The following is a 13425-nucleotide window of genomic DNA, read 5'->3' as shown; positions in this document are numbered from 1 at the left end:
CCTCGGCTCGGCTCCGCCCGCCCATCTCCGGGTTCGGGCGGGCAAGGGGTGGCTCAGGTCCGCCCATACCCGGAGATGGGCGGGCTGGGGGTGGCTCGGGTGCGCCCATACCCGGAGATGGGCGGGCAAGGGGTGACTCGGGTGCGCCCGAACCCGGAGATGGGCGGGCTGGGGGTGGCTCAGGTCCGCCCATACCCGGAGATGGGCGGGCTCGGGGTGGCTCAGGTGCGCCCGAACCCGGAGATGGGCGGGCTCGGGGGGCGCCGGGTCAGACGCCCGCGTGCTCCCGCAGCGGCGCCCACCAGGACTCGTTCTCCCGGTACCAGCGGACGGTCTCCGCCAAGCCCTCCTCGAAGGAGCGCGCCGGCTCGTAGCCCAGCTCCGTGCGGATCTTCGTGATGTCCACCGAGTAGCGCCGGTCGTGCCCCTTGCGGTCCTCGACCTGCCGCACCCGCTCCCAGCCCACCCCGAACGCCGCCAGGATGCGCTCCGTCAGCTCCCGGTTCGTCAGCTCCGTGCCGCCGCCGATGTTGTAGACCTCCCCCGGCCGCCCGCCCTCCAGGACGAGCTGGATGCCGCGGCAGTGGTCCTCCACGTGCAGCCAGTCCCGCACGTTCAGCCCGTCCCCGTACAGCGGGACGGTGCCCCCGCGCATGAGGCTCGTCACGAACAGGGGGATGACCTTCTCCGGGAACTGGTAGGGCCCGTAGTTGTTCGAGCAGCGCGTCACGCACACCGGCACCCCGTGGGTGCGGAAGTAGGAGCGGGCGACGAGGTCGCTGGACGCCTTGCTCGCCGAGTACGGGCTGTTCGGCTCCAGCGGGTGGTCCTCCGCCCACGAACCCGACCCGATCGAGCCGTAGACCTCGTCGGTGGAGACGTGCACGAACCGCTCCACGCCGTGCCGCAGCGCCGCGTCGAGCAGCGTCTGGGTGCCCAGGACGTTGGTGCGCACGAACTCCGACGCCCCGAGGATCGAGCGGTCCACGTGGCTCTCCGCCGCGAAGTGCACCACCGCGTCCACGCCCGCGAGGAGGTCCGAGACCAGCGCGGCGTCGCAGATGTCGCCCTGGACGAACTCCAGGCGCGCATCGGCCGCCACGGGCGCCAGGTTCTCCCGGTTGCCCGCGTAGGTCAGCTTGTCCAGCACCACCACCCGGTCCGGGTCGAACCCCGGGTAGCCCCCGGACAGGGCCGTGCGGACGTAGCAACTGCCGATGAAACCCGCTCCGCCGGTCACCAGGACGTCCATGGCGCCGCACCCTACGGCACGGCCGCTACGGTCCGCGCACGAGCGGGCGGCATACTGCGACCATGCGCGGGATCATCCTCGCCGGAGGTTCCGGCACGCGACTGCACCCCATCACCCGCGGCACCAGCAAGCAGCTGGTCCCCGTCTACGACAAGCCGATGGTCTACTACCCGCTGTCCACGCTGATGCTCGCCGGCATCCGCGACGTCCTCGTCATCACCACCCCCCACGACGCGCCGCAGTTCCAGCGCCTGCTCGGGGACGGCTCCGCGTTCGGCATGTCCCTCAGCTACACGCAGCAGCCGGCGCCGGAGGGCCTGGCGCAGGCGTTCCTGCTCGGCGCGGACTTCATCGGCGGCGACTCCGTCGCACTGGTGCTGGGCGACAACATCTTCTACGGCCCCGGCCTCGGCACCCAGCTCGCACGGTTCCGCGACCTGGACGGCGGCGCCGTCTTCGCCTACTGGGTGAGCAACCCCGGTGACTACGGCGTCGTCGAGTTCGACCCCTCCGGGCGCGCGCTGTCCCTGGAGGAGAAGCCCTCCGCACCGCGCAGCAACTACGCCGTGCCCGGGCTGTACTTCTACGACAACGCCGTCGTCGACATCGCCCGCGGGCTCACCCCGTCGGCGCGCGGCGAGCTGGAGATCACCGACGTCAACCGGACGTACCTGGAGCAGGGCAGGCTGCACGTGGAGGTGCTGCCGCGCGGCACGGCGTGGCTGGACACCGGCACCTTCGACCAGATGCTCGCGGCGGGCAACTACGTCAGCACCCTGGAGGCGCGGCAGGGACTGAAGATCGGCTGCCCCGAGGAGGTGGCGTGGCGTCAGGGCTGGCTCGACGACGAGGCGTTGCGCGCCCGCGCGGCGGAGCTGGCCAAGAGCGGCTACGGCGCCTACCTGCTGGAGCTCCTCGAGCGCGGCCGCGGCTGAGCGGCCACGGCGGAGGGGCCACGGCGGAGGGGCCACGGCGGAGGGGCCACGGCGGAGCGGTTGCGGCGGAGGGGCTTCCCGGGCTCACCCCAGCACGAGCGGCGCCGCCTCGTGCCAGCGCTCGCGCCAGTGCCCGATCGGCTGCACGCCGGCGGCGCGCACCGTCGCGTGGTCCAGCACGGAGAACGCCGGGCGCGGCGCGGGACGCACGAACTCCGCGCTCGTCACCGGCTCCACGCGCGCCGCCGAACCCGCCGCGGCGAGCACCTCGCCGGCGAACTCGTACCAGGAGCAGCGGCCCGAGGAGGTCGCGTGGTACGTCCCCGCCGGCGCGCCCGCCCCGACGAGGTCGAGCAGCAGCCGCACCACGTCCACCGTCCACGTCGGCTGGCCCACCTGGTCCGCCACGACGCTCAGCCGCTCCCGCTCCGCCCCCAGCCGGGCGATGGTGCGCGGGAAGCACGGGCCCCGCGCGCCGTACAGCCACGCGGTGCGCACCACGAGGGCGTCGGCACCCGAGGCCCGCACCGCCCACTCCCCCGCCGCCTTGGTGCGGCCGTAGGCGCTGCGCGGTGCCACGGGCACGTCGGCCGGGTACGGGGCGGGCTCGCCGTCGCCGGCCGGCACGTCCCCCCCGACGACGTAGTCGGTGGACAGGTGCACCAGGCGCGCGCCCGTCGCCGCGCAGGCCCGCGCGACGTTCGCGGCGCCGAGGGCGTTCACGGCGAACGCCGCCGCCTCCTCGCTCTCCGCGGCGTCGACCGCCGTGTGCGCGGCGCAGTTCACCACCACGTGCGCACCCGAGAGCCGCTGGGCGCACTCCTGCGGTGAGGTGACGTCGAGGTCCGCGCGGCCGAGGGCGTCGACCTCGGCGCCGCGGCGGGTCAGTTCCGCGACGAGGTCGGCGCCGAGCATCCCGCTCGCCCCGGTGACGGTCCAGCGCACCGATGAACTCCTCCCGCTCGACGCGCGAAAGCTTACGGTGACCGGCTGCATACATTTCGGCAGGGTGTTCGCTACGCTCTGCAACACACCCCGCCGGGACGACTGCACTCGCCGCTGACGAGGGAGACACACGCGTGGAGACGCACGAACTGACGATCGAAGGCGCCTTCGAGGTCGTGCCACAGCAGTTCGGCGACGACCGCGGCACGTTCCTCGAGTGGTTCCGCGAACCCGACTTCACCGCCGCCGCCGGGCACTCGCTGTCCCTGCGGCAGGCCAACTGCTCGGTCTCCGCCGCGGGGGTCCTGCGCGGCGTGCACTTCGCGGACGTCCCGCCCGGGCAGGCCAAGTACGTCACCTGCGTGAGCGGCGCCGTGCTCGACGCCGTCGTCGACCTGCGGGTCGGCTCCCCCACGTTCGGCCGCTGGGAGACCGTCCTCCTCGACGACGTGGGCCGCCACGCCGTGTACCTGTCCGAGGGTCTCGGCCACGCGTTCATGTCCCTCGCCGAGGGGTCCACCGTCGTGTACCTGTGCTCCGAGGGGTACGCCCCGCAGCGCGAGCACGGCATCCACCCCCTCGACCCCGACCTCGGCATCGACTGGCCCACCACCGGCCGCGACGGCCGGCCGCTGGAGCCGTTGCTGTCCCCCAAGGACGCGGCCGCCCCCTCCCTGGCCCGCGCGCTCGACAGCGGCCTGCTGCCGTCGTACCAGGCGTGCCTGGCGTACCGGCGCAGCTTCCGCGCCCCCGGCCGCCACCAGGCCTCCTGACCCGGCGGCAGCCCGCCCGGCGCCCCCCGCCGCGAACCCGACCACCGGAGCCCCGATGCGCATCACGCACCTGGTCGTGTCCCCCCTCTTCCACGGCACCGAGCGCTACGTGGTCGAGGTGGCCAACGGGCAGGCGGCCCTCGGCCACGACGTCACCGTCGTCGGCGGCGCCCCCGAGGTGGTGGCGTCCCTCCTGGACCCCGCCGTGCGCCGCGTCGAGGGCACCCACGGCCGGCAGGCCCTCCCGGCGCTCGTGCGCCTCGGCAGGCAGGACGTCGTGCACGCGCACCTGCTGCGCTCCGAGCGCGTCGCCGCCCTGGCCGCACCCGCCAACCGCGCCCGGCGCTTCGCCACCCAGCACCTGGACCACATCCCCGCGCGCACCGCCGCCCAGCGGGCGCAGGAGCGCCTCCTCAGCCGCAGCACCCACCGCTTCGTCGCGGTCAGCTCCGCGATCGCCGCGGGCATGCCCCGCCCCGCGACCGTCCTGCGCAACGGCGTGCGCAGCCTGCCCGCGCGCACCGCGCCCCGGCCGCCCGGCCCGCCCACCGTGCTGCTCGCCCAGCGCCTGCACCACGCCAAGGACACCGCCACCGCCCTGCACGCCTGGGCCCGCTGCGGCCTCGGGGAGCAGGGCTGGCGGCTGCGGGTGGCCGGCGACGGCCCCCAGGCGCAGCTCGTGGCCGGTCTCGTCGCCGACCTCGGCATCGCCGGCTCCGTGGAGCTGCTGGGGTGGCGGGCCGACGTGCACGACCTCATGGACGCCGCCGACGTGTTCCTCGCCTCCGCGCGGGTGGAGCCCCTCGGGCTGTCCGTGCTGGAGGCCATGGCCCGCGCCCTGCCCGTCGTGGCCAGCACCGCCCCCGGCCACCTGGAGACCGTCGGCCTGCTGCCCGACGCCCCCCTCTTCGCGGCCGGGGACGCCGGGGCCTGCGCCGCGGCGCTGCGGCGGGTGTGCGCCGACGCCGGCCTGCGCGCCCGCCTCGGCGAGCGGCTGCGGCGCCTGCAGCGCGAGCGGTTCGACCACGACGACCACGTCCGCGCGCTGCTCGCCCTGTACGGGGAGGAGCTCGGCCGTGCGCACGGCCGGCCCGCGCGCACGGTGCTGGACCTGCGCGACCGGGCCCGCCACGGGGTGGGCGGGGAGCTCAGCCCGGAGCGGCGCTGACCGCCTCCGCGCGGTCCCCGGCGCCGATGCCCAGCACCTGCCGCCACACCCGGCCGCGCTCGGCCCACGTGTGCGCGCCGATCCACCCCCGCATCCGCCCGGCCAGCTCCGGGTCGGCGCCACCGGCGTCCACCAGCGCCGCCGCGTGCGCCGCGAAGCCGTCCACCGAGTCCACGACCGACACCCCGGGCGCGTCGAGCCACTCCACCGCCGACAGCCGGCTCGACACCACCGGCAGCCCCGCCGCCACGTACTCCAGCAGCTTCAGCGGGAAGCTGGCCTGGTTGAAGTCGCTCAGCACGTACGGCATGAGGCCCACCGACGCCGAGGCCAGGTGCCGCGCCACCTCCTCGCGCGGCAGCGGGCCCGTCCACGTCACCCCCGGCAGCGCCAGCAGCTCCGCCCACTCCCGGTCGTGGGTGAACGTCGGCTGCCGCCGGCCCACCAGCACCAGCGGGCGGCCCGTCCCGGCGAACGCCCGCAGCCAGCCCAGGTCGATGCGGTCGGAGACCATGCCGATGAACACCGCCGGCCGCGGGCCCGCACCGGCCGCGGCGGGCGGCGCGGCCGCGGGGAGCGGCTCCGCGCCCGGCGGCACCAGGTGCGCGCGGTGGCCCCACCGCGCGCACAGCTCCCGCAGGCGCGGGGAGACCACCACCACGTCGTCCACCTGCCGCAGCGTCCGCTCCCGCGCCGCGCGCAGCCGCTCGGCGGGCACGGAGATGAGGTCCGCGCCGGCGGAGTAGTCGTCCTTCACCAGCACCACCAGCCGCGCGCCCAGGCGCCGTGCCACCGCCCCCAGCACCGCGTCCACGTCCTGCGCGGACACCACCGCCACCGGCCGCCGCCCCGCGCGCGCCGCCGCCCGCAGCAGCGCCAGCGCCGAGGCCGCCGTGTTCAGCCGGTGCAGGCCGCGGCGGCGGGCACCCGGGGCCACCCACGGCGTGACGACCCGCACCGACGGCTCCGGCCGGGCGACGGGGCGGGAGGCCAGACCCCCCGAGCGCGTCCACAGCGCCGTCGGGGGCTGCACGTAGACGACGTCGCAGTCGCGCGCCAGCTCCCGCGCCAGGCGCTGCTCGTACAGCTGGTGACCCTCGTACGCCGTGCTCGCCAGCACCGCCACGAGCGGGCGGGCGCCCCGGGTGCGGGGCCCGCCGCTCACCGGCCCGCCGCCTCGCGCAGCAGCTCCGCCAGCCGCGCGGCGGTGTGCGCGCTCGTGAAGCGCGAGCGCACCGCCTCCGCCGCCGCCGCGCCCACCGCCCGCGCCGCTGCCGGCTCCGCCAGCAGCTCCAGCACCTGCGCGGCCAGCGCCTGCGGGTCCCCCGGGCGCACCAGGAAGCCCGTGCGGCCGTGCTCCACGTAGTCGGCCATGCCCGGGTTGTCGCTCACCACGACGGGCAGGCCCGAGGACATCGCCTCCAGCGTCGCCGTCAGCCCCGAGGCGTGGATGTTGTGGCCCACGGGCACCACGGCCACGTCCGCGCGGGCGTACACCTCCTCCCGCAGCCGCACGTGGTCGACGTCGACGACGCGGCTCCCCTCCCCGGCCCGCACCTCGCGGCGGGTGGCGAGGGTCAGCGTGGCCGCCGGGCACCCGGCGCGGATGCGGGGCCAGGCGGCCTCCAGCACCCCGAAGTCGCGGTGCCGGTCGTTGCCGACGGACACGACCGCGCCCGGGACGCGGGCCTGCGGCGGTGCCTGCCGCCAGAACACCGGGTCCACGCCCAGCGGCACGAACACCGGGGGCAGGCGCCCCGCGCCCCAGCGCTGCAGCACCTCCAGCTGGGCGGAGGAGTTCACGAACACCCGGTGCGCCCGCGGCAGGTAGCGGCGGGCCAGCGCCCGGGTCACGGCGGGGGCGTCGGCGTCGGTGGCCCACACGGTGCCGGTGACGACCGGGCGCCCGCCCCGGGCCAGGGCCGGGATGCCGAGCCGCTCGTCCCACGTCAGCAGCGGCCGGCCCGCACCGCGCCCGGCCCCGCCGGGGACGGCGACCCGCACCCCGCCGAGCAGGCGCGCGGCGACCCGGCCGGGCAGCCCCGGCGCCGGGCAGGGCAGCAGGTGCGGCTCCACCCCGGCGCCGGCGAGGTGGTCCAGGCCGTAGGGCATGCGGTCGGGAACGAGCCCCGCGGCGTGCCGCCCGGCCCAGCCGGCGGTGTGGGACGAGGCCACCGCCACGTCCACGGAGATCACGGGCGTCACCCTGACGGGCGCTCAGCCGTCACGTCAAGTCGCCGCACGATCACCCAGCCGCGACCGGTGCCGGGGCCTGCGCCCTCCCCGCGGCAGCCGCGGGCGGACACGTCCCGTGTGCGACGATGCGCGCACCGCCGCACGAGGAAGGGGTCGCGCATGGCGCGTTCCGTGGACGTCATCGTCCCCGTGAAGGACGACCCGCGCGTCGGGGACTGCGTGCGGGCGCTGCTCGCGCAGGACCACCCCGCCGACCTCGTCCGGGTCCTCGTCGTGGACAACGGCTCCGCCGAGCCGCCCGTGCACCTGGCCGACCTCGACCCCCGCGTCAGCGTCCTCACCGAGCCCAGGCCCGGTTCCTACGCCGCCCGCAACACCGCCGTGCGCGCCGCCACCGGCGACGTGCTCGCCTTCACCGACTCCGACTGCCTGCCCGGCCCCTCCTGGCTCTCCGCCGCCGTGCGCGCGCTGGACTCCGGCGCCGACGTGGTCGCCGGCCGCGTCGAGGTCTACGCCCGCGACCCGCGCCGCCCCTCCCCCGTGGAGGCGTACGAGATGGTCAACGCCTTCCGGCAGGACCGCACCGCCGCCCTCGGCTGGTGCGTCACCGCCAACCTCGTCGTCGCCCGCTCCACCTTCGACGCCGTGGGCGCCTTCGCCGCCGACCTGCCCTCCGGCGGCGACGCCGAGTGGTGCGGGCGGGCCGTGGCCCTCGGCTTCCGCCCCACCTACGTGGCCGACGCCGCCGTGCGCCACCCCGCCCGGGAGTCCTGGGCCGAGGCGTGGACGAAGCTGTGCCGCGTCCAGCACGGCCGCCGGCTCCGGGTCCGCCGCGGCGAGCAGCCCCCCGGCGGGTTCTCCGCGCGCGCCCTGCTGCCCCCGCCCGGCGCCCTCGTGCGCGCCGTCCGCTCCCCGCAGCTGCGCGGCCCGCGCGCCCGCGCCGCCTACGTCGCCGGGGAGCTGCTCATCCGCTACGGGCGTGCCGCCGCCGCCTGGAAGTACCGCTGAGCGGCACCCGGGCGCAAGGGACGCGGTGAGCTCCCCCGGGCCGGGACGGCGGGTGGACCTGCTGGACCTCGCGCGCGAGCAGCGGCGCCGGCGCCGGAACCTGCGGGCCCTGCCGTCGCTGCTGGCCGAGGCGCTGCTGCTGTGCTGGCGGGCGAGCCCCCGCGACGTCGTCCTCACCTTCGGGGTGCAGCTGCTGGGCTCGGCGCTGCTGGGGGCGCAGGTCCTGCTGGGCCGCGAGGCGCTGCAGGCCGTGCTCGCCCCGCAGCCGGGCGGCAGGCTCGCCGCGGCGGCCGGGCCGCTGCTGGTGCTGGCCGCCGTGACGCTCGTGGCCACCGCCTCGGCGGCGGTGCGGGCCCAGCGGATGCGGCTGCTCGGGGAGCTGGTGCAGCGCTCGGTCTGGTCGCGGGTGCTCGACGTCACCACGGGCGTGGAGCTGGTCTCCTTCGACGACCCCGCCTTCGCCGACCGGCTCGAGCGCGTCAGCGCCAACGCGCTGTCCCGGCCGCTGGCGGTGGCGCAGGGGCTCGTCGGCGTCCTCGGCGGCCTCGTCGGCGCCGCCGGCCTGGCGCTCTCCCTGCTCGTCGTGCACCCGTTGCTGGTGCCGCTGCTGCTGCTGGCCGGGGTGCCGCTGTTCCTGCTGCAGCGGCGCGGGGGGCGCTCGGAGTTCGACTTCGCGGTGGCCCAGACCCCGGCGTTCCGGCAGCGGGACCACCTGCGGGTGACGATGACCGGTCGCGCGGACGCCAAGGAGATCCGCGCCTACGGCCTGGCCGGGGCGCTGCGGGGCCGCTACGAGGACCTCTACGGCCGCTACCTGGCGGCCCTGGCCCGGCAGGTGCGCCGGCGGGTGGTCCTGGCCCTGGCGGGCAGCGCCCTGACCGCCGTGGCGGTGCTGGCCACGCTCGTGGCGCTGCTGTGGCTGGTGGACTCCGGGCGGCTGTCCCTGGCGGACGCGGGCGCCGCCGCGGTGGCGGTGCCGCTGCTGGGCGGGCGCCTGCAGCAGCTCGCCTCGGGGGCCGCGGGGCTGCTGGAGTCCGGGCTGTTCCTCGACGACCTGCGCGGCTTCCTCGCCCTGGCCCCGCGCCCGCGCCCCGCCGCGCGCCCGGCGCGCCCCCTGCCGCCGTTCGCGGAGCTGCGCGCCGACGACGTCGGCTTCACCTACCCGCAGGCCGGCGCCCCCGCCCTGCAGGGCGTGAGCCTGCGCATCCGCCGCGGGGAGGTCGTCGCGCTCGTCGGGGAGAACGGCTCCGGCAAGACGACCCTGGCGAAGGTGCTCGCGGGGCTGTACGCGCCGACGTCGGGCACCCTGCGCTGGGACGGCGCGGACCTGGCCTGGGTGGAGCGGGAGGCGGTGCGCGAGCACGTGGCCGTCGTCTTCCAGGACTTCGCGCGCTTCCGGCTCACGGCGTTCGAGAACATCGCCCTGGGGCGGGCCGACACCCTCGACGCCGCCGCCGACCCCGGCCTGCCCGCCCGGGTGGAGGACGCCGCCCGCCGCGCCGGGGCCGACGGGTTCCTCCGCGCCCTGCCCCAGGGGTACGCCACCCCGCTGGGCACGGAACTGCGCGGCGGGGTGGAGCTGTCCGGGGGGCAGTGGCAGCGGGTGGCCCTCGCCCGGGCCTTCCACCGCGGCGCGCCGTTCGTGATCCTCGACGAGCCCACCGCCGCGCTGGACGCGCGCGCCGAGGCGGAGCTGTTCGCGCAGGTGCGCGGGCTGATGGCGGGGCGCAGCGTGCTGCTGATCTCGCACCGCTTCTCCAGCGTCCGCGAGGCGGACCGCATCTACGTCCTGCGCGGCGGCCGCCTCGACGACACCGGCACCCACGAGGAGCTGCTGGCCCGCGGCGGGCACTACGCGGAGCTGTACCGGCTGCAGGCGCGGGCGTACGCGCAGGACACGCCGGGCAGGGGGCAGCCGGACGGGGGGCAGCCGGACTGGCGGGGGCGGGGGCACCGCCCGGGTGCGGGCACCGCCGCCGACGTAACCTGCCCGGGACGCCGGCCGGGCGCCGGCCCGGACCGCCGCCCCGACGGGAGCCACGATGGACACCACGAGAGATGAGGCCGTGCGGCTGCGTTCCGGCGACCTCGCCTGGAACGAGGTCGCCGGCGAGGTCGTCGTCCTCGACACCCGCACCGCGACGTACCACTGCGTGACCGGTGCGGGCGTGGGCCTGTGGCCGATGCTCGTGGCCGGCACCACCGCCGCCGAGCTCGTCGATCACCTGGAGGAGACGTACGGCGTCTCCCGGCAGGCCGCCGAGGCGGACGTGGCGGTGTTCCTCGCCGACTGCGCCCCGCTGCTGGAGGACGGGTGAGCCTCCCCCGCCCGTGGTCCCCGCGGGGGGTGCGGCGCCGGGGGCGGCGGGCGCTGCGCCGCCTGCACCGGGTGCGGGGGCTGCTGCGCGGGCTGCTCGCGCCGGGGGCGCTGCCCGCCGCGCGGTGGGCCTGGCGCAGCCTGGCGCGGGTGCGGGCCGAGCTGCCCGCCGGGGGCGTGCGGGTGCGCGCCCCGCTGCCGCCGGCGCTGCCCGCGAGCGGCCGGGGCGGGGTGGAGGCCGCGCTGCGGCTGGGGCGGGCCACCTGCCTGCAGCGCTCCCTGGTGGTGCAGGCCTGGCTGCTCGGGCAGGGCGAGGAGCACGACACGGTCGTGGCGGTGAGCACCGAGGGCGGTTTCGCCGCGCACGCCTGGGTCGACGGGTACGACCCCGACGAGTCCGGCCGCTACCGGGAGCTGACCCGGCTGCCCGCCTGCCCGTGAGCCCGCCGCGCACGCCGCTGACGCCGCTGGAGCTGCTGTGGTCGGTGCCGTTCGGGCCCGCCGCCGGCGTCGCGCCGCTGCCCCGCGGCCCGGCCCCGCCGCTGCGCGCCGCGCTGGAGGCCGCGGTGCTGCCCGCCCTGCGGCGCCCGCCGTGCGCGGTGAGCTTCTCCGGCGGCCGGGACTCCTCCGCGGTCCTGGCGGTGGCCACCGTGCTCGCCCGCCGGGAGGGCCTGCCCGCGCCGGTGCCGGTGACGCACCGCTTCGGCTGGCTCGCGGAGTCCGTGGAGGACGGCTGGCAGGAGCTGGTGGTGCGCTCCCTCGGGCTCCGGGAGTGGCAGCGCACCGCGTGGGACGGGGAGCGGGCCGGGGACCTGGACGTGCTGGGCCCGGTGGCGCGCCGGGTGCTCACCCGCCACGGCGTCCTGCCGCCGTTCAACCTGCACTTCCACGAGCCGGTGCTGGCGGCCGCCGCGGGCGGGTCGGTCCTGACCGGCGTGGGCGGTGACGAGCTGTTCGCGCCCGTCGCGCGCCACCCGCTGCCGCGCACGCTGGCCGGGCGCCGGCCGCTGCGGGTGGCGGAGCTGCCGCGGATGCTGGCGGGCGCGGCCCTGCCGGCACCGGTGCGGGCCGCCCGCCTGGCGCGGGAGCTGGCCGTCGGCTACCCGTGGCTGACGGCCCGCGGGGAGCGCGCGCTGCGCCGGGCCCTGGGTGCGCAGGCCGCGCGGGAGCCGCTGCGCTGGGACACCGCCGCCCGCACCCACGTGTGGCCGGGCCGGCGCCTGCAGCTGCACCGCGCGGGCCTGGAGGCGCTCGGCGCGCACCACGGGGTGCTCGTGGAGAGCCCGTTCTGCGCGCCGGGGGTGCTGGCCGCCGCCGCCGCGCGGTGGGGGTGGGCCGGGCCGCGCAGCCGCGCCGCGGAGCTGGCCGACCTGCTCGCCGGGGACCTGCCGCCGCAGCTGGCCGCGCGGGAGTCGAAGTCCACGTTCGACGGGGCGTTCTGGCACGCGGCGGGCCGGGAGTTCGCGGCCGCCTGGGACGGGCGCGGCCTGGAGGCGGTGGCCGGGCTGGTGGACGTGGCGGCGCTGCGGGAGCACTGGCTCACCGCGGCGCCGGACGCGCACTCCTTCAGCCTGCTGCAGCACGCGTGGCTGGCGTCGCAGGACCCGCCGGCCCCCCCGTCAGCTCCGCCAGGAGCAGCCGCACCGACGCGTCGAGGGAACCGAGGTCCCGCGGCCGGGTGAAGCGCACCACCGGCAGGGCCGCCAGCCGCAGCAGCGCCCCCGGGTCGGCGGGCGGCACCTTCAGCGCCAGCCCCCGCAGCAGCAGCGGCACCCGCGCGTGCCCCGGCACGGCCTCCACCCGGGCGCGCCCGCCGAAGGCCAGCTCGACGAACCCGGCCAGGTGCAGGTCCGCGGGCGGCTCCCCGCCGGCCGGCCCGACCCGCCAGCGCTCCCGCGAGCCCACCCGGCCGAGCTCCTCGCCGGTGCCGTAGTGGGCGGCCGCGGGGGCGCGCAGGTCGATGCAGCGCGGACCGGGCAGGGCGCGGGTGCCGTCGAGGACGAGCACGTCGTCGGTGACGACGGGGCAGCCGGCGCGGGCCAGCGCGAGCACCGTGGTGCTCTTGCCGGCGCCGCGGTCCCCCAGCACCGCCCACACGGAGCCGCCGGCGACGACGGCCGCCGCGTGCAGGGCCAGCCGCCCCTGCCAGTGCGCGACGGTGACGGCGGTGGAGGCCAGGTGCGGGTGCACGACCTCGGTGTCGGGCACGGGGACCGGGGAGGTGATGACGGTGCGCCGCCCGGCGCGGGAGATCTCCACGCGCCCGCCGCGCGGCAGGGGCAGCTCGGCCCGCTCGGCCGTCAGCAGCGGCCCGGCGGGGGTGGGCACGTCGGCGACCCGGCGCTCGACGCGCCACTCCACCTCACCGCCGCGGGACCCGCGCAGCAGGTGGGCGGCACCGGGCAGGTCGGGCAGCAGCAGGCCGTAGGCGGCGCGGGGCGTGCCGGCGGGAGCACCGCCCGCTGTCGTGTCCCCGGTCACCGGGCCGTCCCCGCCACGGCGCCATCCCACCAGCCGGCCTCCCGGCTCCCCCACCGGCCGGGGGCCCGGGTCACCCGGGCGGAGCAGCCGGTGACACCTCCTCCCACGTGGCGTAGTCTTCGCCGCACCCAGCGTCGCCGGCAGCGGGTTCCGCCGCGGTGACGTGCTCGAGACGGACCGGTGGAGGCCCCCATGCCGCAGGAGTACGAGGCACCGCGCCTCACGACGATCGGCTCCTTCGAGGAGCTCACCCTCATCACGCCCAAGGACCTCGGCAACCCCAACGACGGCTTCAGCTTCCGCGGCCAGTCCCTGTACACGGTCTCCTGACCACCCGGTCCGCCGGGCCG

Annotated in this window: 14 protein-coding genes; 9 read left to right on the top strand and 5 right to left on the bottom strand. The window is 77.8% G+C overall.

The features are described from left to right. Positions 1-268 precede the first annotated feature (268 nt). Complete coding sequence (gene rfbB / locus ACYQBY_RS04380; RefSeq protein WP_459642609.1) at positions 269-1252, bottom strand: dTDP-glucose 4,6-dehydratase; 984 nt, start codon at positions 1250-1252, stop codon at positions 269-271. Positions 1253-1314: 62 nt separating this feature from the next. Here rfbB and rfbA point away from each other — a divergent pair, with 62 nt between their 5' ends. Beyond that, the gene (gene rfbA, locus ACYQBY_RS04375) at positions 1315-2187 is read left to right on the top strand and encodes a glucose-1-phosphate thymidylyltransferase RfbA (protein WP_459642608.1); all 873 of its coding nucleotides are present in this window, start codon (positions 1315-1317) and stop codon (positions 2185-2187) included. A gap of 84 nt (positions 2188-2271) precedes the next feature. Here the strand turns inward: rfbA and rfbD are convergent, their stop codons facing one another. Continuing rightward, positions 2272-3132 (bottom strand): dTDP-4-dehydrorhamnose reductase, encoded by an 861-nt coding sequence (gene rfbD, locus ACYQBY_RS04370; RefSeq protein ID WP_459642607.1) that lies wholly within the window; start codon positions 3130-3132, stop codon positions 2272-2274. Between the two features lie 134 nt (positions 3133-3266). Between rfbD and ACYQBY_RS04365 the strand changes: the two genes are divergently transcribed. Next, positions 3267-3905, top strand: a complete 639-nt coding sequence (locus tag ACYQBY_RS04365) for a dTDP-4-dehydrorhamnose 3,5-epimerase family protein (protein WP_459642606.1) — start codon at positions 3267-3269, stop codon at positions 3903-3905. A gap of 55 nt (positions 3906-3960) precedes the next feature. Then, entirely contained in the window at positions 3961-5073 is a 1113-nt protein-coding gene (locus tag ACYQBY_RS04360) for a glycosyltransferase family 4 protein (protein ID WP_459642605.1), read from the top strand. Here ACYQBY_RS04360 and ACYQBY_RS04355 read toward each other — a convergent pair. Then, positions 5054-6238: a glycosyltransferase gene (locus ACYQBY_RS04355; protein WP_459642604.1), complete on the bottom strand. Its 1185-nt coding sequence runs from the start codon at positions 6236-6238 to the stop codon at positions 5054-5056. The two genes, ACYQBY_RS04360 and ACYQBY_RS04355, sit on opposite strands and share 20 nt — an antisense overlap. Then, positions 6235-7269, bottom strand: coding sequence for a glycosyltransferase family 4 protein (locus tag ACYQBY_RS04350; protein WP_459642603.1), 1035 nt, complete (start codon positions 7267-7269; stop codon positions 6235-6237). Before ACYQBY_RS04350 ends, ACYQBY_RS04355 begins: the two co-directional genes overlap by 4 nt. 159 nt (positions 7270-7428) lie before the next feature. Here ACYQBY_RS04350 and ACYQBY_RS04345 point away from each other — a divergent pair, with 159 nt between their 5' ends. The 5 genes from ACYQBY_RS04345 to ACYQBY_RS04325 are packed head-to-tail and all read left to right on the top strand — an operon-like array spanning position 7429 to position 12276. Beyond that, on the top strand, positions 7429-8277 hold the full coding sequence (locus tag ACYQBY_RS04345) for a glycosyltransferase family 2 protein (protein WP_459642602.1): 849 nt from the start codon (positions 7429-7431) through the stop codon (positions 8275-8277). A gap of 25 nt (positions 8278-8302) precedes the next feature. After that, on the top strand, positions 8303-10339 hold the full coding sequence (locus tag ACYQBY_RS04340; protein WP_459642601.1) for an ABC transporter ATP-binding protein: 2037 nt from the start codon (positions 8303-8305) through the stop codon (positions 10337-10339). After that, positions 10320-10595, top strand: a complete 276-nt coding sequence (locus tag ACYQBY_RS04335; RefSeq protein ID WP_459642600.1) for a PqqD family protein — start codon at positions 10320-10322, stop codon at positions 10593-10595. The genes ACYQBY_RS04340 and ACYQBY_RS04335 overlap by 20 nt, the downstream gene beginning before the upstream one ends. Further along, positions 10592-11035 (top strand): lasso peptide biosynthesis protein, encoded by a 444-nt coding sequence (locus tag ACYQBY_RS04330; protein ID WP_459642599.1) that lies wholly within the window; start codon positions 10592-10594, stop codon positions 11033-11035. Before ACYQBY_RS04335 ends, ACYQBY_RS04330 begins: the two co-directional genes overlap by 4 nt. Then, entirely contained in the window at positions 11032-12276 is a 1245-nt protein-coding gene (locus ACYQBY_RS04325; protein ID WP_459642598.1) for an asparagine synthase-related protein, read from the top strand. The genes ACYQBY_RS04330 and ACYQBY_RS04325 overlap by 4 nt, the downstream gene beginning before the upstream one ends. On the opposite strand, the gene ACYQBY_RS04320 is transcribed toward ACYQBY_RS04325, so the two are convergent. Then, positions 12161-13075: a hypothetical protein gene (locus ACYQBY_RS04320; RefSeq protein WP_459642597.1), complete on the bottom strand. Its 915-nt coding sequence runs from the start codon at positions 13073-13075 to the stop codon at positions 12161-12163. The two genes, ACYQBY_RS04325 and ACYQBY_RS04320, sit on opposite strands and share 116 nt — an antisense overlap. A gap of 192 nt (positions 13076-13267) precedes the next feature. Between ACYQBY_RS04320 and ACYQBY_RS04315 the strand changes: the two genes are divergently transcribed. Next, complete coding sequence (locus ACYQBY_RS04315; protein WP_459642596.1) at positions 13268-13405, top strand: lasso RiPP family leader peptide-containing protein; 138 nt, start codon at positions 13268-13270, stop codon at positions 13403-13405. The last annotated feature ends 20 nt before the right edge of the window (positions 13406-13425 follow it).

The sequence above is a fragment of the Kineococcus anabasis genome, assembly GCF_054590795.1.
Note: the sequence above shows the minus strand (reverse complement) of the source record. Positions and strands in the feature narration are given on the sequence as shown.

Bases quoted from the DNA above. Each gene is read 5' to 3' on its own strand.
- rfbB (WP_459642609.1), bottom strand. From the start codon at position 1,252: ATGGACGTCCTGGTGACCGGCGGAGCGGGTTTCATCGGCAGTTGCTAC.
- rfbA (WP_459642608.1), top strand. From the start codon at position 1,315: ATGCGCGGGATCATCCTCGCCGGAGGTTCCGGCACGCGACTGCACCCC.
- ACYQBY_RS04360 (WP_459642605.1), top strand. From the start codon at position 3,961: ATGCGCATCACGCACCTGGTCGTGTCCCCCCTCTTCCACGGCACCGAG.
- ACYQBY_RS04345 (WP_459642602.1), top strand. From the start codon at position 7,429: ATGGCGCGTTCCGTGGACGTCATCGTCCCCGTGAAGGACGACCCGCGC.
- ACYQBY_RS04335 (WP_459642600.1), top strand. From the start codon at position 10,320: ATGGACACCACGAGAGATGAGGCCGTGCGGCTGCGTTCCGGCGACCTC.
- ACYQBY_RS04315 (WP_459642596.1), top strand. From the start codon at position 13,268: ATGCCGCAGGAGTACGAGGCACCGCGCCTCACGACGATCGGCTCCTTC.